The following is a 21002-nucleotide window of genomic DNA, read 5'->3' on the forward strand; positions in this document are numbered from 1 at the left end:
CACGCGCCGGCCTGCACCTGGCCCACCACGGCGGTGAGTTCGTTTGCGACGGAGGCATATTCGGCGCTCAGCGAGTCCCACGCCCCCGCCGCCGCCAGCAATGACCCCGGCCCCGGGCCGGCGCTGAGCAGGGCGGAGTGGACCTCGGGAGGCGAAGCCATCCAGATCGGTGCCGTCACAGCACTCCTACCCCGACGGTTTCACTGGGCTCAGAGCTTACTGGTGTTGATAATCATTTTCAATTCGAACCGCGAGTTTTGTCGTCATTCGCACCACCGTGTCCATTTCCGATGAGCTGCCCGCAGCCGCGAAGCGGCGCGCACGCGAACGAGGTCAAATCGCTGGGCTCGGTAATCGATGACGCGCTCGCCGCGAACTTGCGCCACCTGCGACCGTCGTCAGACCAAGGGCCGACCGGTCCTGATCCGCCGATCGAGATCCCACAGCATCAGGTTGAACGGGAACTGGCGCACGACGCGGGGCAGCATCCGGTTGGCCGTCCTCACTACGGCCATCAGTCGGTCGAAGCGGCGCTGCCGGACGGCGTCCCACGGCAGCCGCATCTCGTCGCGAAACCGTTGCGGCAGAAAGCCGGTAGTGATCATCAGCGCGATCCCCTCGGGCACCTTGCGCAGTGGCCGCGGCACGCGGATGCCCCGGATTCGGGACACGGCAATCGGATACAGGAATTCGCGGACGGCATCGTCGATGTGCACCCTGGCCAGCGATTCCTGCCAGTACCGGTCGAAAGCGGCCCGGTCGGCCGGCCACATTTCCGGCGGCACCTGCAACGTGGTAGCCAGCGTCATGCCTTCGCGGTAATGACGTTCGGCCTCCTCGCCGTCCAGATCGCCCACGAAGGTGCGGTAAATATCCAGCCCGCCCTTGTACAGGCAGGCCCCCACCCACAGCTGCAGGTCAACATCAAAAGCGTTATAAGGCACCGCACTTTCGGGCATCGAATAGACCTGCGCGTGCGCCCCGTTCACCGCGCGGCGGAAAGCCGCCTTCTGCTCATCGCTGCCGGCGGCGGCAACCGCGAGATAGGTGAACGTGGTGCGCGCCCTTTTGATCGGATGACGGTCGATGCGGCCGCTTTCGACCCGACTCTCCATCACGCCGTAGCCCACGCCGGGCCGCGCCAGTTGCATGATCACGTTGGCCGGACCGGCAAGCAGCGCCACGCCCATCAGGCCGTCTGCAAACTTGGCCGGCGGGCGCCGCCCAGAGCGCCGCGGTCTCGGCGGGTCCGCCGTCGGGCGCTCGACGTGCGGGACGGGCTTGTTAAGGGCGTTTCGAATCGCCATCACACGTCCTCTCGCCTGCCGGCCGCAAATTGTGCGAACGCCTGTTTCCTGATATTGTCGTCGAGTTGCTCTGCTGTCAAGGTGGATCAAAGGTGGTGAGTTCGAGCGTGCGGCCATACCGAGGGGTTGAGGCCGCCGATCGACTCGCCGAGCGCCGCCGAAGGTTATTGGCCGCCGGATTGGATCTGCTGGGAGCCGAGCGACAAGATCTTTCCGTGCTGACCGTCCGCGGCGTATGTCAACGCGCCGGGCTGGCCGCCCGCTACTTCTACGAAAGCTTCTCCGACAGAGACGAATTCGTCGGCAACGTATTCGATTGGGTGGTCGCCGAGTTGGCCACCACCACCCAGGCCGCGGTAGCGGCCGCGCCCGCCCGTGAACGGCCCCGAGCCGGGCTGGCCAATATCGTGCGGACAATCTCCAACGACACCCGCATCGGGCGCCTGTTGTTCAGTACGCAACTCGCCGACGCCATCATCATGCGTAAGCGCGCGGAGTCCAGCGCGCTGTTCGCCATCCTGTCCGGCCACTACGCGGTGGGCGCGCTGCGGAGGCCGGCAAACGACCGCCTCAAGGCGGGGACGCACTTCGCTGTGGGTGGTGTCGGACAGGCCATCAGCGCCTGGTTGGCGGGTGATGTGCGGCTCGAGCCGGATCAACTTGTCGATCAGTTGGCGTCGTTGCTCAACAAACTCGCGGACCCGAACCTGTACGGCCTCACGGGAAAAGCGGCAGCCGCCACAGCCATACCCCGGGATCCAGGCGTCTAGCGATCCGCAGTCACCGGCGGTCGCCGCTGCGCCGCGGTCTTGGGTATCGCCGGTGTGTCCGTTGTGTCGAATTCCCTTACCCAACAGGCGAATTCCAGCATGATCCCGTCGGGATCGTAGAAATAAAACGAGCGGACGTACACCCCGGGATGCACGGTCGCGGACACCTGCATCGGACTCTCGTCGTGGTTGAGCACCGGCCCCACCCGCACACCCTTGTCCTTCAACCGCTGCCGGTAGGCGTCGAACTTCTCGGCCGGCACGTGAAACGCCAGATGATTCATACTGCTCACCGCGCTGGTGATGTCCCCGATGCCCGGGAGCGCGCCCGGCGACGAGATGCCCGGCACCGGGTCGGCCGCCCCGGCGAACCAGAAGAACGCCACGCAGTCACCGTTGCCCGCGTCGAAAAAGAAGTGCTGCCCGTGGCCGCCCGGCAGATCGAGCGACTTGACCAGCGGCATGCCAAGCACGTTGCTGTAGAAGTCCACGGTGCGCGCCATGTCCGAACACACCAGCGCGACATGGTTGATACCGCCGAGTTCGAATTCGGTGTTGGTGTTGTGCGGCTTGATCATCTTGCGGCTCCCGTCGGGCCCGGTGGGTCTCGCGGGGCCCAGAGCTGGCCAAGGCTCGAATCTGAATCTAACATCAGGTTCAGTTTCGATCCAGAGGGAGAGCATGGTGTCGACTGGTCAAGCCCCGACCTTCCCGACGCACCGCGGTCGGCAGACCCAGGCCGCTATCGATGCCGCCGCACGAAAGGTCGTCGCACGCAAGGGAATTCTTGCGACCACCATCGCCGACATCGCCGCCGAGGCCGGCCGCTCGGCGGCATCGTTCTACAACTACTACGACTCCAAAGAAGCGATGATCCGGCAGTGGGCCCTGCGGTTCCGCGACGAGGCCAACGAACGGGCGCTTTCGGTGACCCGACACGGTCTGTCCAATCGCGAACGGGCGCAGGAGGCCGCCGCCGCCCATTGGCATACGTACCGCCACCGCCTCGCCGAGGTGATCAGCGTCTCGCAACTGGCGATGATCAACGACGACTTCGCACAGTACTGGGCCGAGATGTGCGCGGGGCCGATCTCGTTTATCGCCGAATCGGTCAGGCGTGCTCAGGCCGACGGCTATTGCGCCGGAGACGACCCGCAACTGATCGCCGAGGCGATCGTGGCCATGCTTAACCAGTTCTGCTACATCCAGCTCGGCCAAGGGGCCGAAGCACCCGACGACGAGGCGTGCATCCGAACACTGGCCAACATCTACTACCGGGCCATCTACAGCAAGGGGGATCGCTGAATTGGCCGGACACAGCGGGACTCCCGGCGTCGTCCGCGAGTTCGTGGGACTGCCGTCGCGCACCGCGGGACGCGCAGGGGCCGGCGGCCACCCGTGCCAGGGGCTGTACCACCGCGGCATAGGCCGCAAGCCGAAGGTCGCGATGATCGCCACCCACTACCAGATCGATTTCGCCGAGCACTACATCGCCGAATACCTTGCCAAAAGGGGTATCGGGTTTTTGGGCTGGAACACCAGGTTTCGCGGCTTTGAGACCAGCTTTGTCCTGGATCATGCGCTGGTCGACATCGGCGTGGGGGTGCGCTGGCTGCGTGAGGTGCAGGGCGTGGAAACTGTCGTCCTGCTGGGGAATTCGGGAGGCGGTTCGCTGATGGCCGCCTATCAATCGCAGGCGGTCGAGCCGAATGTGACCCCACTGGACGGGATGCGCCCGGCGGCCGGGCTGACCGACTTGTTGCCCGCCGACGGCTACGTCGCCACCGCTGCACACCCCGGGCGCCCCGATGTGCTGACCGCCTGGATGGACGCCGCTGTTGTGGACGAAAACGACCCGGTCGCAACCGATCCCGAACTCGATCTGTTCAACGAAGGCAACGGGCCACCCTATTCGGTGGAGTTCCTCGACCGCTACCGGTCGGCGCAGATCGCGCGCAACCACGCGATCACCGACTGGGTCGAGGCGGAACTCAAGCGCATTCGTGCCGCCGGGTTTTCGGATCGTCCGTTCGCCGTGTGTCGGACCTGGGCCGATCCACGCATGGTCGATCCCACTATCGAACCCACCAAACGCCAACCAAATTCGTGCTATGCGGGTGTGCCGGCCAAGGCGAACCGCTCGGCCTACGGGATCGCCGCCGCGACCACGCTGCGCAACTGGTTGGGCATGTGGAGCCTGCGGGTGTCGCAAACGCGGGCGGAGCCACACCTGGGCCGCATCACCTGCCCCGCGCTGGTGATCAACGCGGAGGCGGACACGGGCGTGTTCCCGTCGGACGCCCAGCGCATCTACGACGCGCTGGCGAGCGCCGACAAGACGCATACCTCGATCGTGACCGATCACTACTTCACCACCCCTGGCGCGCGCAGCGAACAGGCCGACACCATCGCCAAGTGGATCCACAAGCGGTGGCGCTGAGGGTATTGGGACGGTACTCAGTCCCACGGATCGACCAGGCCGACGCCTGTCGTCTCGAAATGTCGGGTATTCCGCGTGGCAAGGACGGCCCGGCGGGCAGTAGCGATACCGGCAATCTGCACGTCGCGTATCTCGACCGGCTGGCCGGCACCCCGAGCAGCCGCCGCAATGGTTCCTGCGGCGAGCGACAGCAGTAACGCTGCCGCCCGTCGCACAGACCAATGTCGGCGGCCAACCGACCGGTTGTTAGCTTGGAAGATGCCTGGCCCCAATCGGATGAGGGAATACCGGAAAAATGCCGATCGCGATCACCCCCGAACATCAAGACCTTGCCGACTCGGTGCGATCCCTGGTAACGCGCGTCGCGCCGTCGGAGGCGCTGCACGAAGCCATGGAGACGCCGCTCGAAAACCCGCCTCCGTACTGGCAGGCGGCGGCCGACCAGGGCCTGCAGGGCGTGCACCTCGCCGAATCCGTTGGCGGGCAGGGCTACGGCATCCTCGAACTGGCGATCGTGCTGGCGGAGTTCGGCTACGGCGCGGTGCCGGGGCCGTTCGTGCCGTCCGCGATCGCCAGCGCGCTGATCAACGCCCACGACCCCGACGCCAAGGTGCTCGCGGAGCTCGCATCGGGCGCGGCCATCGCCGCCTACGCGCTGGATTCCGCGCTGACCGCCACCAGGCATGGTGATGTGCTGGTGATCCGGGGCGAGGTCCGGGCGGTCCCCGCCGCGGCGCAGGCCTCCGTGCTGGTGCTTCCGGTTGCGATCGACAGCGGCGAGGAGTGGGTGGTGCTGCGCGCCGACCAACTCGAGATCGAGCCCGTCAAGAGCATCGACCCGCTGCGGCCCATCGCGCATGTCCGGGCCAACGCCGTCGAGGTCGGCGACGACGTCGTGCTGAGCAACCTGAGCATGGCAACCGCACACGCGCTGATGACCACGCTACTGTCCGCCGAGGCCATCGGCGTCGCGCGCTGGGCGACGGACACCGCGTCGGCCTACGCCAAGATCCGCGAGCAGTTCGGCCGGCCCATCGGGCAGTTCCAGGCCATCAAGCACAGGTGCGCGGAGATGATCGCCGACACCGAGCGCGCCACCGCCGCGGTGTGGGACGCCGCGCGGGCCCTAGACGGACCCGACGAGGCCAGCGAGCATGTCGAGTTCGCGGCGGCCGTGGCGGCGACGCTGGCACCGGCGGCGGCCCAGCGCTGCACGCAGGACTGCATTCAGGTGCACGGCGGCATCGGCTTCACCTGGGAGCACGACGCAAACGTCTACTACCGCCGGGCGCTGTTGCTGGCCGCCAGCTTCGGCCGGGCCTCGGAATACCCACAGAAGGTCGTGGACACCGCAACCACGACCGGTTTGCGGCCCGTGGACATCGACCTGGACCCAGACACCGAAAAGCTCAGGGCCGAAATCCGTTACGAGGTGGCCGCGCTCAAGGAAATGGACCGCCAGTCGCGCAGGGTCGCGATCGCCGAGGGCGGGTGGGTGTTGCCGTATCTGCCCAAGCCGTGGGGGCGCGCGTCGAGTCCGGTCGAACAGATCATCATCGCGCAGGAGTTCACCAACGGGCGGGTGAAGCGGCCGCAGGTGGGCATCGCGGCGTGGGTCATTCCGTCGATCGTCGCGTTCGGGACCGAGGAGCAAAAGCAGCGGTTCCTGCCGCCTACCTTCCGCGGCGAAATGGTTTGGTGCCAGCTGTTTTCCGAGCCGGGCGCCGGATCCGACCTGGCCGGACTCTCGACCAAGGCCACCCGGGTCGACGGCGGCTGGCGCATCACCGGCCAGAAGATCTGGACGACGGCCGCACAGTTCTCGCAGTGCGGTGCGCTGCTGGCCCGCACGGACCCGTCGGCGCCGAAACATAATGGCATCACGTACTTTTTGCTGAACATGAAAAGCGAAGGCGTCACGGTCAAACCGCTACGTGAGCTCACCGGTGAGGAGTTTTTCAACACTGTCTACATCGACGACGTGTTTGTGCCGGACGAGAATGTGCTTGGCGAAGTGAACCGAGGCTGGGAGGTAAGTCGTAATACCCTTACGGCGGAACGGGTTTCGATCGGTGGCAGCGACGCGAACTTCTTGGCCACCCTGCCGGAGTTCGTCGAGTTCGTGCGTGACGGCCAGTTCGATCAGGTCGCCCAACACCGCGCCGGACAGCTGATCGCCGAGGGACATGCCGCCAAGGTGCTCAACTTGCGCTCCACGCTGTTGACGCTGGCCGGCGGTGACGCCATGCCGTCGGCGGCGATCTCCAAGCTGCTGTCGATGCGCACCGGCCAGGGCTATGCCGAATTCGCGGTGTCATCCTTCGGCGCCGACGCCGCGATCGGCGACCCCGACCAACCGGCGGGCAAGTGGGGCGACAACCTGCTGGGCAGCCGGGCCACCACCATCTATGGCGGCACATCCGAGGTACAGCTCAACATCATCGCCGAGCGGCTGCTCGGACTCCCCCGCGACCCGTAACGCATCGCGCCGCGCAGTCGCAAAAGCCCCCGATCCGGAAGGAATGCGGCACTTTTGCGACTCGCCCAAAAGGTCCATGCCGACCTGACTGTTGCCAGGTCGGCATGGATTCCCCCCCATGGGAGCGCGGGCGGCCAGCCTAGTTAGCTACGGCAGCCAAAAGCCGGCGCAGCCCGCGCGGGTGATGGTGAACCTCACCACCACCAGTTCCACCAGTGCCGGTGCCAGAGGAAGCCACCCGGGCCACCGCCCCAGCCCCAGCCGCGACCCAAGCCCCAGCCCGGTCCCCAGCCGCCGCCGCCCCAGCCGCCACGGCCAAGGCCACCGCCCCAGCCGCCGCGACCCCAGCCACCACGGCCCAGGCCGCCGCGACCCCAGCCGCCGCCGGGACCGCCCCAACCGCGGCCCAGTCCGCCGCCATGACCCCAGCCCCCGCCGCGGCCGAAGCCGCCGGGGCCGCCGACGCCGTGACCACCGTGACCACCGTGGCCACCGCCGCCACCCCATCCGCCGCCACCCCCGGGGCGGGTCGGGAGGCCAGGGTCGCCGTGCGGCCCGAATGTCGCAAAGCTCGTACCGGGAGCGGACGGGGCCGCCTGGGCGTCGGCCGCGCCAGCAAGCACACCACCGAACAGCAACGCTCCGGTCAGTGCGCCGGCGCCCACTGCACCGGCGGCCGAACGCCGGACCGATCGCAGTGAAATCTTCATCGAGGGGCTCCTTCCCAACGCCTTTGACGACAACTGTACGTTACCCAGAAATGGCTGAGCAAATCGTACTAAATAGCTTATATGACGCTGTCAATTTCGTCATCATGTTTTTCGTTGCGCTGGCCAGTCGTCAGTGTATGTGGTTTTAAGGACTGCCGCAGATACTGCATTCAGTATGCCGCTTGCAGCGCTGACGCAGGTGATCAGGTGCGTTTTACTGATCTACTGAGGCGCGTTGGTCAGTGGCTCAGTAGTTAATGAATTACTTATTGTGGAAAGGAGGTCGCATTGCTATTCGATTAACGGCAGGAATCAATCAGGCCACCCGCCATCTATTCTCACGGCTAATTCGTGGTTCTCCTCGGAACCGCGTCGAACCCAGTCCCGCTGAGCCCGCGAAACCCCCAGCGGTTTCCCAGACAAAGATCCCTCGCGGCTTGTATACTGAAATACTGATTTACTGATCATCACCAGCGAGGGGGTTAACCCGTGAACATGGAATCGCGCCCGGGGTCGTTCCGCCCCCGCGCGTCGTCGCGCCTGCCCGACGAGCCCACAGAGCGCCTCGCCAAGCTCGGACAACCCCGCGGCCAGCGGGCGCTCGACCAGCCAGGCATCGACCAAAGGGCCCGCGAACAACCAGCCCGAGCTCAACGAACACGGCGAACTGTCGACCTGTCGGCCAGCACGCATCGAGCTCTGGACATCTGGCAGCGGGAGGCCGCCGACCGGTTGGGCGTGGCCCGCGTGACCGGGCAGGAGGTCATCACCGCGCTCATCGACCAGCTGCTGGTCGACCCCAAGCTCACGGATCAGGTCACGCGGGCCATCCACGCACGGCGCTAACGCGCGACTAAATCTCCATCTCGCGCAGCTCGCGCTTGAGGACCTTGCCGGTGGGGTTGCGTGGCAGTTCGTCGAGGAAGACGACCTCCCGGGGCACCTTGTAGCGAGCCAGGTGGTCACGCACATAGTGCTTGACGGCGTCCTCGTCAAGGTCGGCGCTCTCCTTCTTCACCACGAACGCGCGCAGCCGATGGCCCCACTCCTTGTCCTCGACGCCGATCGCGGTGGCCTCCACCACGTCCGGATGTCCGGTGATGAGGTCCTCGACTTCGGCCGGAAACACGTTTTCACCACCGGAGACGATCATCTCGTCGTCACGCCCGCTGATGTACAGCAGATTGTTTTCATCGAAGTAGCCCACATCGCCGGAGGACAGCAGCCCGTCGATGACCTGCTTCTTACCGCCGCCGGTGTAGCCCTCGAACGGGAACGCGTTGCCAACGAAGATCCGCCCGACCTCGCCCTGCGGCAATTCCTTGCCGTTGTCGTCGAAGATCTTGACCTTCACGCCCTTGACGACCGGCCCAACGGTTGACGAATTGAATTCCAGATGCTTGGGCTCCGCGATGGTGGCGAAGGCGATCTCGGTCGAGCCGTACATGTTGTAGATCACCGGGCCCAAGTCCTTGAGCGCCCGTTCAGCCAGGTCGGCTCCCAGGGCGGAGCCGGACACGAACACGATCTTCAGGCTGGACAGATCGGGCTTCTTGTCCATTTTTTCGACCGCCTCGAGAATCCGTGACAGCATCACCGGCACGACGACCATCGCGGTCGCCTTGTACTTCTCGATGTCTTGCAGGATCAACGGCGGCTTGAACTTACGGCGCAACACCAGCGTCGACCCGAGGAACATCGCCAGGGTGCCGTGCAGATAGCCCAGCGCGTGGAACATCGGCGCGGGCAGCGAGGTCACCTCGTTGGCCTTGAATGGAACGTGCGACAGGATGCCCCCGACCGGCGCCAGGGTGGGCGGGGTGCTGCGGTTGGCCCCCTTCGGGGTGCCGGTGGTCCCGCTGGTCAGGATGATGATCGACGCGTGTTTGCTGACCTTGGGGGCGGGGTCCTTGCTGCTGCGTTCGATCAGGTCGGCGAGGGTTTCGTCCTTACTGCCCGACGGCTTGTCGCTATCCGGGTCGACGCCGAGCGCACGGAGCTTGCCCAGCTCCGGCTCTGCTTTGCTGACCGCCTTGGTGTATTCGTCGTCGTAGATGATCAGCTTCGCGCCTTCGCGCTCCGATACCTCTTTGATCTGCGGGCCGGAGAATTCGCTGTTGAGCAGAATGATGCGGGCGCCGGCCCGGGCGGCGCCGTAATTGGCGATCAAAAACCAGCGATGATTGCGGGCCAGGATGGCGACGCCGTCACCGCCGTTGACGCCCTTCTCAATCAGCCCGTTGGCCACCGCGTGGGCGGCTTCGTCGAGCTCCTTGTAGCTGAACTCCCCATCTTCATCGATGCACGCTGCGCGGTCAGGACTGCGCCTGGCATTCAGCGACGGCAGCATGCCGAACTCGCCCCACTTATAGATGTCGGCTGCCGTCGCCGCGTAGTTCTGCGGCGGCTCGATCCGGAACGCGCCCGCTTCGAAGATCTTGCGCACGTAGTGCAGTTCCGCCGAGCCGCGTTCGAGGTACTGCTGAACTTTGGACACAGCCTGGCCGGGCAGGTCTATCGGGTTGGGCATAACTTCACCATATGTGACGTCCGTCGCAATGCGGTCAGAAATTCTTGCCTAATTACCATGGACTCCCATGACCGGGCCGGTGTCGCTGGAGGTGGCCGGACACGAGGTCACCATCACCCATCCGGACAAGCTCATTTTCCCCGAATGCGGCCATACCAAGCTCGACCTGGTCCGCTATTACCTGAGCGTCGCGGACGGAGCGCTGCGCGGCGTGGCCGGGCGGCCGATGATGCTGAAGCGGTTCGTCAAGGGCATCTCCGCCGAGGCGGTGTTCCAGAAGCGCGCCCCGGCGAATCGGCCGGACTTCGTTGATGTCGCCGAATTACGTTACGCCTCAGGCACTTCCGCCGCCGAGGCCGTCATCCATGACGCCGCCGGCCTGGCGTGGGCGATCAACCTGGGCTGCATTGACCTCAACCCGCACCCGGTGCTCGCCGACGACCTGGATCGTCCCGACGAACTGCGGGTCGACCTGGACCCCATGCCGGGCGTCGAGTGGCCGCGAATCGTGGAGGTGGCGCTGGTGGCCCGCGAGGTGCTCGAAGAGCACGGCCTGGTCGCATGGCCGAAGACGTCGGGCTCGCGGGGCTTTCACGTCTATGCGCGGATCGCCCCGCGCTGGTCATTCCGCCAGGTGCGACTGGCCGCCCAGACCGTCGCGCGCGAGGTCGAGCGACGCGTCCCCGACCTGGCGACCAGTCGGTGGTGGAAGGAGGAACGCGAGGGCGTGTTCGTCGACTTCAACCAGAACGCCAAGGACCGCACGGTGGCGTCGGCCTATTCCGTGCGCGCGACCCCTGACGCCCGCGTGTCGACGCCGTTGCACTGGCACGAGGTCGCCGACTGCCGGCCCGAGGCGTTCACCCTTGCCAGCGTGCCGGCACGGTTCGCAGAGCTGGGCGACCCATGGGTGGGTATGGACTCCGGCAACAAGGTAGCCGTCGGTGGACTCGACCAACTGCTGACGCTGGCCGAGGAACTCGGTCCGCCGGAGAAGCCGCCCAAGGGGACCGGCAGGCGACAGTCGACCATGCCGCTCATCGAGATCGCCCGCACCAGAACGAAGGACGAAGCGACGGCCGCGCTGGACACCTGGCGCCGGCGCCACCCCGCGGCCGCCGGTCTGTTGCTGCCGGCCGATGTCCTGGTCGACGGCATGCGCGGACCGAGTTCGATCTGGTACCGGATCCGGATCAATCTGCAGCACGTGCCGGCCGACCAGCGGCCGCCGCAGGAGGAGCTGATCGCCGACTACAGCCCTTGGGTAAGGGCAGAGAGGTCTAAGCCCGAAGGGAGGGCCTCCTCGTGACGGTCGGTGACCAGCCCGTGGGTTTACGGGAGCGCAAGAAAATCAAGACCGGCCAGGCACCGGCGCGGGCGCCCGGGACGCGATAATCTCACGCGATGCAGCAGGCATGGAGTCGCCGGGGATTCTTGCAGGTCGCTGGGGCCGCGGGAGTGCTCGCCGCTGGGGTCTCGGGATGCTCATCGCCCAAACCCGCACCGGGCACGCCCGGCGGCGGAGCGGTGACGATCACCCACCTCTTCGGTCAAACCATCGTCAGGGAACCACCGAAGCGGGTAGTCAGCGCCGGTTACACCGAACAGGACGACCTGCTGGCCGTCGGCGTGGTGCCCATCGCGGTGACCAATTGGTTCGGCGACGAGCCGTCCGCGGTGTGGCCGTGGGCCCAGTCCAAGCTCGGCGGGGCGCAGCCGGTGGTGCTCAGCCTCGACAACGGAATTCCGGTCGACCAGATCGCCGGACTCAAGCCCGACCTGATCGTGGCCATCAACGCCGGTGTGGACGCCGATACCTACCAGAGGCTGTCGGCGATCGCCCCGACCATCCCGCAGTCGGACGGCGACGCCTTCTTCGAGCCGTGGAAGGACCAGGCCACCGCGATCGGCCAAGCGGTGTTCCAGGTCGCCCAGATGAAGTCACTGATCGACGCCGTCGACAAGAGTTTCACCGACGTCGCACAGAAGAATCCGGGCTGGAAAAACAGGAAGGTGCTGTGGCTGCAGGGCACCCTTTGGCAAGGCAGTGTGGTCGCAACCATGCCGGGCTGGCGGACCGACTTTCTGACTGACATGGGACTGGTCATCCCCGACAGCATCACGCCATACGGCAAGGGGCACAGCGCCGTCATTCCCCGCGATCACATCAAAGAGGTGCTTGACTCCGCCGATGTTCTGATCTGGTCGACGGAAAGCCCCGAAGAGCAGCAGGCGCTGCTGGCCGATTCCGAGATCGCCGGCTCGCAGGCGACCGCGCAGAACCACCACATCTTCACCACCAAGGACCAGGCCGGCGCGATCGCATTCTCGTCGGTGCTGAGCTACCCGGTGGTCGCCGATCAACTGCCCCCGCTGATCGGCAAGATCCTGGATTAGGTCCGCGCCGGGATCCGGCCTGTTTGAGCGTTTGCTAAGGCACCTCTGGCAGTGCTCGAAAATCCCTGGGCATCCCCTCGCCGGGTCCCGGTCGCGGGGTTACCGTCGAGTAATGAGCGTGATGGATGTGTCCCGGGACCTCTCAACGGACGACGTGGCCAGCACCATTCTCGACTACGGCGACCAAGCGCTGATGCTGCAATGCGGCAGTACCGCGCAGGTATTGGCGGTGACGGAGGCGCTGCGGGCGGCGGCGCTGCCCGGTGTGGTCGACCTCGTCCCGGCCGCCCGCACGGTGCTGGTGAAGCTCGCCGGGCCTTGCTACCAGGGGGTCACCCGGCAACGGGTGCGCAAGTTGCGGCTGTCCCCCGACGCGGTCGCCGCCGCCGAAAATGGCGCCGAGGTCGTGATCGACGTGGTCTACGACGGACCGGACCTCGCCGAGGTCGCCAGTCGCACCGGGCTCAGCACGGCACAAGTCATCAACGCGCACACCGCCACCCGGTGGCGGGTGGGCTTCAGCGGTTTCGCGCCCGGTTTCGCCTACCTGGTCGACGGAGATCCGCGCTTGCGGGTACCGCGACGAGCGGAACCGCGGACCGCGGTGCCGGCCGGCTCGGTCGGCCTGGCCGGCGAATTCAGCGCGATCTATCCGCGTCGGTCGCCCGGCGGTTGGCAGCTCATCGGCCACACCGACGCCGTTCTGTGGGATATCGAGCGACGCGATCCGGCGCTGCTGACGCAGGGCGTGTGGGTCCGGTTTCGAGCGGCATAAAGGAGCCGGCCATGACCACCCTGGAAATCCTGCGCACCGGACCGCTGGCGGTCGTCGAGGATCTCGGTCGAACCGGGCTGGCCCATCTCGGCGTCGGCCGGTCCGGCGCCGCCGATCGCCGTTCGCACACGCTGGCTAACCGGCTGGTCGCCAATCCCGACGACCGCGCCACCGTCGAGGTGACCTTCGGCGGTTTCTCGGCCCGGGTCCGCGGAGGCCACGTCGACATTGCGGTCACGGGTGCCGACACCAACCCGACGGTAAACGGAATCATGTTCGGCACCAACAGCATTCACCGTGTGCGAGCCGGTCAGGTGATCTCGCTGGGCACCCCGCGGGCCGGACTGCGGAGTTATCTGGCTGTGCGCGGCGGCATTTGCGTCAAGCCGGTGCTGGGTTCGCGTAGCTACGACGTCATGTCGGCGATCGGCCCGTCGCCGCTTCAGCCCGGCGACGAACTGCAAATCGGCGAGCACACCGATGACTACCCCGAGCTCGACCAGGCCCCGGTGGCGGCCATCACCGGCAATCCCGTTGAGCTGCTGGTGATTCCCGGGCCGCGCGATGATTGGTTTGTCAACCCCGACGTCCTGGTGCACACCGAGTGGGTGGCATCCGACCGCAGCGATCGGGTGGGCATGCGGTTGGTCGGGCGCCCGCTGGAGCACCGCTATCCGGACCGCCAGTTGCCGAGCGAAGGCACCACCCGCGGCGCGATCCAGGTGCCACCCAACGGATTGCCCGTCATCCTCGGGCCCGATCACCCGGTCACCGGCGGTTACCCGGTCGTGGGCGTGGTGATCGACGACGACATCGACAAAATCGCTCAGGTCCGGCCCGGGCAACGGGTGCGGCTGCACTGGGCGCGACCGCGGTCTGCGCAGGGGGCGCAGTTGACCTCGGCTGCACCTGTTTTCCCAGCTTGGCCATGAACCCTTAACAAAAGCCTGGTAAGCAAGGATGGTGCACACCCAGGTACACACCGCCCGCCTGGTTCATACCGCCGACCTCGACGCTGAGGCCCGCGAGCGTGTCCGCCGAATGGTCGCCGACGCGTACGCCGGCAATTTCACCGAGGCCGACTGGGAGCATTCGCTGGGCGGAATGCATGCGCTGATCTGCCGGCACGGCGCCATCATCGCGCACGCCGCGGTGGTGCAGCGGCGGCTGTTCTACCGGGGCAACGCGCTGCGCTGCGGCTACGTCGAGGGCGTCGCGGTTCGCGAGGACTGGCGGGGCCAGGGGCTGGTGCGGGCGCTGCTGGACGGCGTCGAACAGGTGACGCGCGGTGCCTACCAACTCGGCGCGCTGAGTTCCTCGGCCCGGGCCCGCCGGTTGTACGCGGCGCGCGGCTGGGTGCCCTGGCACGGCCCGACGTCCGTGCTGGCCCCCAGCGGTCCGACCCGCACTCCCGAAGACGACGGATCGATCTTCGTCTTGCCGGTCGGCGTCAACCTGGACACCTCCGCCGAGCTGATGTGCGACTGGCGTGCGGGTGACGTCTGGTAAGGCTGCCGCACGGCCACCCGCCAAAGCCACGGCATCACAATCAGAAATCAGCGTGACGCACACCACTCGGATTAACCAGGCCGAAATATCCGCCGCCCAAACGTATTTGCACCCTCAGCGAGCTACCAGATAACTGGGATTCAACTTTCAGGCGATATCGGCCAGCCTGAGTTGACGGAGTTGAAGACCAAGTGTGAGTATCGAAACATACGGCAGCACATGTCCCTTCGCATTGGGGACGTCTTGAGGTACCCACACCGCGCATCGGACGCTACTTCCGCTCGCGGCCAAGCAGTTTCATCGCTGGGTCTTCTCACGAACACCGTCGAGAAAGGGAAGCCCGCATGGGTCGTAACCGTCGCATTACGGACTCGAAACCGCAGAACACGGTGACGTGGGACGCGGACAACAAGAGCCTCGGCAGGCGCAACCTGTGCACGGTGGCCGGTGACCATGTCGGGTTTTCGATCTGGAACCTGCCGTCGGTGGGGTCGCTGGCATGGATCTGGCGGCAGGCAGCCCGAACTCGAACCGGCCTGGGTGTGACGTAATCCGAGCGCGGGCAATGGGTCAGCAATTGCGCGGTAACGCGACAGAAACGTCTTTGGCATACACAGGTTATATGGCCCAGCACGAGACTGCGCCGCTGACTGGCTATCGCATCGCGGTCACGTCAGCCAACCGCGCCGAGGAGTTGTGCGCCTTGTTGCGCCGCAATGGCGCCGTGGTCTGCAGCGCCCCGGCGATCAACATGATCGCGTTGCCCGAAGACGATGAATTGCAACGCAATACCGAGGCCGTCATCGCAGCGCCGCCGGACATTCTGGTCGCCCACACCGGCATCGGCTTCCGCGGCTGGGTCGCGGCAGCCGACGGCTGGGGGTTGGCCCCGCAGCTCATCGACTCCCTGTCCAGCGCCCGGATAGTGGCCCGAGGGCCCAAGGCAACCGGGGCGTTGCGCGCGGTTGGACTTCGCGAAGAATGGTCGCCGGCCTCCGAATCGTCACGCGAGGTGCTGGAATACCTACTCGAATCGGGTGTCTCGGGTCTGCGCGTCGCCGTCCAGCTGCACGGCGCCGCCGCGGGATGGGACCCGTTCCCGGATTTTCTGGACGAATTGAGCGCCGCGGGAGCCGCCGTGGTACCCATTCACGTATACCGTTGGAAGCCAACGCCAGTCGGCGGTGACTTCGATCAGCTGGTCAGCCTGGTCGCCAAGCGGCAGGTCGACGCAGTCAGCTTCACATCGGCACCGGCGGCCGCGGCGATGCTGGAGCGCGGCCGCGAGCTGGATATCGAGGACCAGCTGCTGGATGCGCTGCGCACTGACGTGCACGCGATGTGTGTGGGACCGGTCACCGCTCAGCCGCTGACCCGGATCGGGGTGCCGACCTCATCGCCGGACCGAATGCGATTGGGAGCGTTGGCCCGCCACATCACCGAAGTCCTACCGCCGCTGCGCTCCAGCACCTTCGTCGCCGCCGGCCACACCATCGAGGTCCGGGGAAACTGTGTGCTGGTAGACGGTTCAGTCAAGGCGCTGTCCGGCGCCGGCATGGCGACCATGCGCGCGCTGGCCAAAAATCCCGGCGCCGTCGTCGCCCGCGGCGAGTTGTTACGGGTGCTGCCGGGCAACAGCGACGACACCCACGCTGTGGACACCGCCGTGCTGCGGCTGCGAACAGCCCTGGGCGACAAGAACATTGTCCTGACGGTGGTCAAACGCGGGTACCGGCTCGCTATCGACGAACCCCTGGCCTCATGAGCATGATCCTGGTGGCACACGGCACCCGCAGACCGGCGGGGGTCGCGATGATCGGAGACCTCGCCGCTCAGGTGAGGGTGCTGATCGACCAGCCCGTGCAGGTCGCGTTCGTCGACGTGCTGGGGCCCACGCCCAGCGAGGTGCTCAGAACGCTGTCCCCGGGTCGGCCAGCCGTCATCGTGCCGGCCTTCCTGTGCCGCGGATATCACGTCCGCGCCGACCTGCCGGCTCACGTAGCTGCCAGCGGACACCCGAATGTTGTCGTGACCCCCGCGCTGGGCCCGAACCGCGAGATCGCACGGATGGTTGCCCAACAGTTACGGCAATCCGGCTGGCGTCCTAACGATTCGGTCATCCTCGCGGCGGCGGGCACCTCGGATCCGACGGCACGCGCCGACTTGCACGCCGCCACGGCGCTGCTTTCCTCGCTAATCCGATCACGGGTGGACCTGGCTTTCGCCGCCACCGGTCAGCCCGACGTTGGCACGGCGGTTGCCGACGCACGCCGGCGTGGCGCCCGTCGCGTCGCGGTCGCCTCATATCTGCTGGCCGACGGCCTGTTTCAGGATCGGCTGCGTACCTGTGGCGCCGACGTGGTCACCGAACCGCTGGGCACCAATCCTGGCCTGGCAAAAGCGATCGCGAATCGATTCCGTAGGGCCATCACTCCGGTCACAGCCGAATTCCATGTCGGACACCGACGCCAGCAAAGCTTGATCTTTGATCGTATCCGGACCATCCTGACACCATGAGCCGTCGCGGAGAACCATCGCGTGGGCTCCTCGATCCCGTCGCCAAGATGCTTCGCTTGCCATTCGGCACACCGGAGTTCATCGACCGTATCGTCACCGGCAGCGTGAACCAGGTCGGCCGCCGCACCCTGCGCGTGCTGATCACTACGTGGGACGCCGCCGGTGGCGGCCCGTTTGCCGCCAGCGCCATCGCATCCACCGGACTGGCCAAAACGGCCGAGATCGTGCAGAGCATGTTCATCGGGCCGGTGTTCAACCCCGTGCTCAAAATGCTGGGGGCCGACAAGGTCGCCGTCCGCGCGTCCTTATGCGCGTCCCAGCTGGTGGGCCTGGGCATCATGCGCTACGGGGTGCGTTCCGAACCGCTGCATTCAATGTCGGTGGACGCGCTGGTCGATGCCATCGGACCGACGATGCAGCGTTACCTGGTCGGTGATATCGACTAGCGCACTTCGGTCGCGTGCCGCATTGCGGTAGCCTGCTTGATTTTTCGCAGTGGAGCTGGGCTGGTGGACTGATGCGAAGGGTCAGACCGTCGCGACTAGCGCCCGATCTGGATTCGGCCCTCGGGCGTGACGCGCGCCGGGTACACCGGTACCGACACTCGTGGATCGTCAAGGCAGCAACCGTCTTCGAGAGCGAAGGCCTGCTTCATGATCGGCGACTGAACGGTGGCGCGACCTCCGCGGTCGCCGACGATCCCCCGCGAGATGACCGCCGCTCCGGAAAACGGGTCGATGTTGCCGACCGCGTGCACCGACCCATCGTCCAACCGGAACAGCGCCGCCTGACTCCCGTCGTCGAGCAGCACACCGACGCCACGGCCCGGAATGAGGTGGTCGTAGTCGCAGGCGGTCGTCCACACCTGAATGTCGTTGAGTACCGTCACGATGCCTCCTCTGAGCGATCCCTTGGAATACTCGGAATACCAATGGGGACAGGAACTTTGCGTCCCGCACGTTCGGTAAACGTCACAGTGGAGTCGACGGCATCAGGTGCGTTGACGAAGGACACGAACCGCGACAGCTTGTCCGGGTCCTCCAGCACGCCTTTCCACTCACACTGGTAGTTCTGCACGTGCCGCTCGATCGCGGCCTCGAATTCCTCGGCGAGCCCGAGCGAGTCGTCACACACCACCTCGCGCACATGGTCCAATCCGCCCGGCAGCGATTCGACCCAGGGCGCGGTGCGCTGCAGGCGTTCGGCGGTTCGGATGTAATACATCAGGAACCGGTCGACGTACCGCACCAACGTCTCGGTGTCGAGGTCGCCGGCGAGCAACTGGGCATGCCTTGGCGTCATCCCGCCGTTTCCGCCGACGTAGAGGTTCCAGCCCTTTTCGGTGGCGATGACGCCCACATCCTTGCTGCGCGCCTCCGCGCACTCCCGCGCGCAACCCGAGACGCCCAGCTTGATCTTGTGCGGTGCCCGCAGTCCGCGATAGCGCAGCTCCAGGTCGATGGCCAACTGCACCGAATCCTGTTGTCCGTAGCGACACCAGTCGCTGCCCACGCAGCTCTTCACGGTGCGTAACGCCTTGCCGTAGGCGTGGCCGGATTCCATGCCGCCGTCGACCAATCGCCTCCAGATCTGCGGCAGCTGGTCCACGCGGGCACCGAACAGGTCGATCCGCTGGCCGCCGGTGATCTTGGTGTACAGCCCGAAGTCCTGCGCGATCTGGCCGATCAAGATCAGATGCTCCGGCTTGATGTCCCCACCTGGGACCCGCGGCACCACCGAATAGCTGCCGTTCTTCTGGATGTTGGCCAGGAAGTGGTCGTTGGAGTCCTGCAGCGACGCCTGTTCGCCGTCCAGGATGTGCTCCGAACCGGTGGAAGCCAGGATCGACGCGACCACGGGTTTGCAGATGTCGCAACCCTTTCCGCGGCCGAAACGCGCGAGCAGCCCGGAGAATGTCCTGATTTCGGTGGCAGAGACGATCTCGAAGAGTTCCGCCCGCGACTGGCTGAAGTGCTCGCACAGCGCCTTGGACTGTTCGACACCCTCGGCTTCCAGGAGCTGTTTGAGCAGGGGCACGCAGGACCCGCACGACGTGCCGGCCGCGGTACACGATTTGAGCGCGGGCACGTCGCCGCAGCCACCGGCGATCGCGCCCTTCAGATCACCCTTGGTGACGTTGTTGCACGAACAGATCTGCGCTGAATCGGGCAGCGCCCCAATACCCAGACCCGTAGCGCCGTCGCCGGATTGGGCCGGAGCGATCAGAGCCAGCGGATCCCCGGGTAGCTCGCTGCCCACCATGGGGCGCAGCACCCCGTACGACGAGGCGTCGCCGACAAGTACCCCACCGAGCAGAGTCTTTGCGTCATCGGAGAGCACAAGTTTGGCGTAGGTTTGCTTTACCGCGTCGTTGATCGCGACCTCGAGGCAGTTCTCGGTGCTGCCCATCGCGTCGCCGAAGCTGGCCACGTCGACACCGAGCAATTTGAGCTTGGTCGACAGGTCGGCCTCGCCGAACTGTGCGGCGCCACCCAGCAATCGGTCGGCCACCACCTCGGCGCTGGTGTACCCGGGCCCGACCAGGCCGTAGCACCGCCCCTCGATCGCCGCGACTTCGCCGACGGCGAAGATCTCGGGATCGCTTGTCTGACAAGATAAGTCGGTCATAACGCCGCCACGGTCGGCGACGGTCAGGCCCGCCGACCGGGCCAACTCGTCGCGCGGCCGGACCCCGGCGGCGAAGATCACCACACCGGCCTCGATCACATCGCCGTTGGTCAGGCGCACCCGAGCACCCGAATCCCCGTCGGTTTCGATCGATTCGGTGCCCACGCCGACATGCACGGCGATCCCGAGGTCGCTGATCATCCTGGCCAGCAGCGCCCCGCCGGCCTCGTCGATCTGCTGGGCCATCAACCGCGGCATCATCTCGACGACATGCGTCTGTAACCCGAACTGGCGCAGCGCGTTAGCGGCTTCCAAACCCAACAGACCACCGCCGATTACCACCCCCGTGGTGGAGCGCTTGGCATCGGCGCGGATGGCGTCCAGGTCGTCCAGCGTGCGGTAAACGTGGCACACGGGCAGGTCGTGCCCGGGCACCGGCGGGACGAAGGCATAAGACCCGGTGGCCAGCACCAGGGCGTCGTACTCGTGGCGCTGGCCGCCGGCGACAACCACCGATTTTGTCGCGCGGTCGATTTCGACGACGCGCGTGCCCAGCACCAACCGGACCCGATCGTCGCCGGCGTAGTCGTTCCCTGGCAGGGCCAACAGCTCGCGATCCCAGGTGTCGGTGTAGGCGGTCAGGCCGACGCGGTCATACGCCGCGTCGGCTTCCTCGGCCAGCACGGTGACCCGCCACGACCCCTCAGCGTCGCGGGCACGCAGCGCCTCCACCAGCCGATGGCCCACCATGCCGTGCCCGACCACGACGACGTGGCGGCACGCATCGTGGGCGCGCGAATTCTCGGCTGCTGCCATCGCCATGGGAGTCAGGTTAGGGGCGGGAAATTAACCTAACTTCACCCAATGTGACACCCCCATGACGTCGTGCTCACAGCTGCCAGTCGCCTGTGTGAAAGCGTTCGGCCCAAGCGAACAACCT

At 66.2% G+C, this 21002-nt stretch carries 22 protein-coding genes; 15 read left to right on the forward strand and 7 right to left on the reverse strand.

Going from position 1 to position 21002, the window contains the following annotated elements:
• Both JO236_RS13525 and JO236_RS13535 read right to left on the reverse strand, forming a co-directional pair.
• Positions 1-179, reverse strand: a 179-nt coding sequence (locus JO236_RS13525; RefSeq protein WP_293330901.1) for a PPE domain-containing protein, incomplete at its 3' end; no start/stop codon positions are given.
• A 219-nt stretch (positions 180-398) separates the two neighbouring features.
• Complete coding sequence (locus tag JO236_RS13535) at positions 399-1307, reverse strand: oxygenase MpaB family protein (RefSeq protein WP_293330904.1); 909 nt, start codon at positions 1305-1307, stop codon at positions 399-401.
• A gap of 95 nt (positions 1308-1402) precedes the next feature.
• Here JO236_RS13535 and JO236_RS13540 point away from each other — a divergent pair, with 95 nt between their 5' ends.
• Positions 1403-2077, forward strand: a complete 675-nt coding sequence (locus JO236_RS13540) for a TetR/AcrR family transcriptional regulator (protein WP_293330781.1) — start codon at positions 1403-1405, stop codon at positions 2075-2077.
• Here JO236_RS13540 and JO236_RS13545 read toward each other — a convergent pair.
• The gene (locus JO236_RS13545; RefSeq protein WP_293330784.1) at positions 2074-2655 is read right to left on the reverse strand and encodes a VOC family protein; all 582 of its coding nucleotides are present in this window, start codon (positions 2653-2655) and stop codon (positions 2074-2076) included. The genes JO236_RS13540 and JO236_RS13545 overlap by 4 nt on opposite strands.
• 106 nt (positions 2656-2761) lie before the next feature.
• Between JO236_RS13545 and JO236_RS13550 the strand changes: the two genes are divergently transcribed.
• From JO236_RS13550 to JO236_RS13565, 4 genes are all read left to right on the forward strand, one after another.
• Positions 2762-3382: a TetR/AcrR family transcriptional regulator gene (locus JO236_RS13550; RefSeq protein WP_293330786.1), complete on the forward strand. Its 621-nt coding sequence runs from the start codon at positions 2762-2764 to the stop codon at positions 3380-3382.
• A 1-nt stretch (position 3383) separates the two neighbouring features.
• Positions 3384-4517 carry an alpha/beta hydrolase gene (locus JO236_RS13555; protein ID WP_293330789.1) on the forward strand — a complete coding sequence of 378 codons (1134 nt, stop codon included), beginning with the start codon at positions 3384-3386 and terminating at the stop codon, positions 4515-4517.
• Between the two features lie 59 nt (positions 4518-4576).
• A complete protein-coding gene (locus tag JO236_RS13560) occupies positions 4577-4714 on the forward strand; it encodes a hypothetical protein (protein WP_293330792.1) in 138 nt (45 codons plus the stop codon).
• A 98-nt stretch (positions 4715-4812) separates the two neighbouring features.
• Positions 4813-6996 (forward strand): acyl-CoA dehydrogenase, encoded by a 2184-nt coding sequence (locus JO236_RS13565; protein WP_293330795.1) that lies wholly within the window; start codon positions 4813-4815, stop codon positions 6994-6996.
• Positions 6997-7190: 194 nt separating this feature from the next.
• Here JO236_RS13565 and JO236_RS13570 read toward each other — a convergent pair whose 3' ends face one another.
• Positions 7191-7706, reverse strand: a complete 516-nt coding sequence (locus tag JO236_RS13570; RefSeq protein ID WP_293330798.1) for a hypothetical protein — start codon at positions 7704-7706, stop codon at positions 7191-7193.
• Between the two features lie 495 nt (positions 7707-8201).
• Between JO236_RS13570 and JO236_RS13575 the strand changes: the two genes are divergently transcribed.
• Positions 8202-8552 carry an ATPase gene (locus JO236_RS13575; protein WP_293330801.1) on the forward strand — a complete coding sequence of 117 codons (351 nt, stop codon included), beginning with the start codon at positions 8202-8204 and terminating at the stop codon, positions 8550-8552.
• A 7-nt stretch (positions 8553-8559) separates the two neighbouring features.
• On the opposite strand, the gene fadD2 is transcribed toward JO236_RS13575, so the two are convergent.
• On the reverse strand, positions 8560-10236 hold the full coding sequence (gene fadD2 / locus JO236_RS13580; protein WP_293330804.1) for a long-chain-fatty-acid--CoA ligase FadD2: 1677 nt from the start codon (positions 10234-10236) through the stop codon (positions 8560-8562).
• A 67-nt stretch (positions 10237-10303) separates the two neighbouring features.
• On the opposite strand from fadD2, the gene ligD reads away from it, so the two are divergent.
• The 9 genes from ligD to JO236_RS13625 all read left to right on the forward strand — a co-directional run bounded on the left by ligD (position 10304) and on the right by JO236_RS13625 (position 17880).
• Positions 10304-11545 carry a non-homologous end-joining DNA ligase gene (gene ligD, locus JO236_RS13585; protein WP_293330807.1) on the forward strand — a complete coding sequence of 414 codons (1242 nt, stop codon included), beginning with the start codon at positions 10304-10306 and terminating at the stop codon, positions 11543-11545.
• 95 nt (positions 11546-11640) lie between these two features.
• Positions 11641-12633, forward strand: a complete 993-nt coding sequence (locus JO236_RS13590) for an ABC transporter substrate-binding protein (RefSeq protein WP_293330810.1) — start codon at positions 11641-11643, stop codon at positions 12631-12633.
• Between the two features lie 112 nt (positions 12634-12745).
• The gene (locus JO236_RS13595; RefSeq protein ID WP_293330813.1) at positions 12746-13408 is read left to right on the forward strand and encodes a 5-oxoprolinase subunit B family protein; all 663 of its coding nucleotides are present in this window, start codon (positions 12746-12748) and stop codon (positions 13406-13408) included.
• Positions 13409-13419: 11 nt separating this feature from the next.
• Positions 13420-14340 (forward strand): 5-oxoprolinase/urea amidolyase family protein, encoded by a 921-nt coding sequence (locus JO236_RS13600; protein WP_293330816.1) that lies wholly within the window; start codon positions 13420-13422, stop codon positions 14338-14340.
• 28 nt (positions 14341-14368) lie between these two features.
• Positions 14369-14917 carry a GNAT family N-acetyltransferase gene (locus tag JO236_RS13605; protein ID WP_416362237.1) on the forward strand — a complete coding sequence of 183 codons (549 nt, stop codon included), beginning with the start codon at positions 14369-14371 and terminating at the stop codon, positions 14915-14917.
• Positions 14918-15261: 344 nt separating this feature from the next.
• Complete coding sequence (locus JO236_RS13610; RefSeq protein WP_293330822.1) at positions 15262-15468, forward strand: hypothetical protein; 207 nt, start codon at positions 15262-15264, stop codon at positions 15466-15468.
• A 71-nt stretch (positions 15469-15539) separates the two neighbouring features.
• Positions 15540-16682 (forward strand): uroporphyrinogen-III synthase, encoded by a 1143-nt coding sequence (locus tag JO236_RS13615; RefSeq protein ID WP_293330825.1) that lies wholly within the window; start codon positions 15540-15542, stop codon positions 16680-16682.
• Complete coding sequence (locus JO236_RS13620; RefSeq protein ID WP_293330828.1) at positions 16679-17434, forward strand: sirohydrochlorin chelatase; 756 nt, start codon at positions 16679-16681, stop codon at positions 17432-17434. Before JO236_RS13615 ends, JO236_RS13620 begins: the two co-directional genes overlap by 4 nt.
• The gene (locus tag JO236_RS13625) at positions 17431-17880 is read left to right on the forward strand and encodes a hypothetical protein (RefSeq protein ID WP_293330831.1); all 450 of its coding nucleotides are present in this window, start codon (positions 17431-17433) and stop codon (positions 17878-17880) included. The genes JO236_RS13620 and JO236_RS13625 overlap by 4 nt, the downstream gene beginning before the upstream one ends.
• 95 nt (positions 17881-17975) lie before the next feature.
• Here the strand turns inward: JO236_RS13625 and nirD are convergent, their stop codons facing one another.
• Positions 17976-18323, reverse strand: coding sequence for a nitrite reductase small subunit NirD (nirD, locus tag JO236_RS13630; protein ID WP_293330834.1), 348 nt, complete (start codon positions 18321-18323; stop codon positions 17976-17978).
• Positions 18320-20878: a nitrite reductase large subunit NirB gene (nirB, locus tag JO236_RS13635; protein WP_293330907.1), complete on the reverse strand. Its 2559-nt coding sequence runs from the start codon at positions 20876-20878 to the stop codon at positions 18320-18322. Before nirB ends, nirD begins: the two co-directional genes overlap by 4 nt.
• Positions 20879-21002: the final 124 nt, after the last annotated feature.

The sequence above is a fragment of the Mycobacterium sp. genome (genome assembly GCF_019247635.1).
Classification (GTDB): Bacteria; Actinomycetota; Actinomycetes; order Mycobacteriales; family Mycobacteriaceae; genus Mycobacterium.

Coding starts and splice junctions, on each gene's coding strand:
- JO236_RS13595 (WP_293330813.1), top strand. CDS start 12,746: ATGAGCGTGATGGATGTGTCCCGGGACCTCTCAACGGACGACGTGGCC.
- JO236_RS13620 (WP_293330828.1), top strand. CDS start 16,679: ATGAGCATGATCCTGGTGGCACACGGCACCCGCAGACCGGCGGGGGTC.
- ligD (WP_293330807.1), top strand. CDS start 10,304: ATGACCGGGCCGGTGTCGCTGGAGGTGGCCGGACACGAGGTCACCATC.
- JO236_RS13560 (WP_293330792.1), top strand. CDS start 4,577: ATGTCGGGTATTCCGCGTGGCAAGGACGGCCCGGCGGGCAGTAGCGAT.
- JO236_RS13535 (WP_293330904.1), bottom strand. CDS start 1,307: ATGGCGATTCGAAACGCCCTTAACAAGCCCGTCCCGCACGTCGAGCGC.
- nirB (WP_293330907.1), bottom strand. CDS start 20,878: ATGGCAGCAGCCGAGAATTCGCGCGCCCACGATGCGTGCCGCCACGTC.
- fadD2 (WP_293330804.1), bottom strand. CDS start 10,236: ATGCCCAACCCGATAGACCTGCCCGGCCAGGCTGTGTCCAAAGTTCAG.
- JO236_RS13545 (WP_293330784.1), bottom strand. CDS start 2,655: ATGATCAAGCCGCACAACACCAACACCGAATTCGAACTCGGCGGTATC.
- JO236_RS13600 (WP_293330816.1), top strand. CDS start 13,420: ATGACCACCCTGGAAATCCTGCGCACCGGACCGCTGGCGGTCGTCGAG.
- JO236_RS13625 (WP_293330831.1), top strand. CDS start 17,431: ATGAGCCGTCGCGGAGAACCATCGCGTGGGCTCCTCGATCCCGTCGCC.
- JO236_RS13590 (WP_293330810.1), top strand. CDS start 11,641: ATGCAGCAGGCATGGAGTCGCCGGGGATTCTTGCAGGTCGCTGGGGCC.
- JO236_RS13610 (WP_293330822.1), top strand. CDS start 15,262: ATGGGTCGTAACCGTCGCATTACGGACTCGAAACCGCAGAACACGGTG.
- JO236_RS13570 (WP_293330798.1), bottom strand. CDS start 7,706: ATGAAGATTTCACTGCGATCGGTCCGGCGTTCGGCCGCCGGTGCAGTG.
- JO236_RS13615 (WP_293330825.1), top strand. CDS start 15,540: ATGGCCCAGCACGAGACTGCGCCGCTGACTGGCTATCGCATCGCGGTC.
- JO236_RS13605 (WP_416362237.1), top strand. CDS start 14,369: ATGGTGCACACCCAGGTACACACCGCCCGCCTGGTTCATACCGCCGAC.
- JO236_RS13575 (WP_293330801.1), top strand. CDS start 8,202: ATGGAATCGCGCCCGGGGTCGTTCCGCCCCCGCGCGTCGTCGCGCCTG.
- JO236_RS13565 (WP_293330795.1), top strand. CDS start 4,813: ATGCCGATCGCGATCACCCCCGAACATCAAGACCTTGCCGACTCGGTG.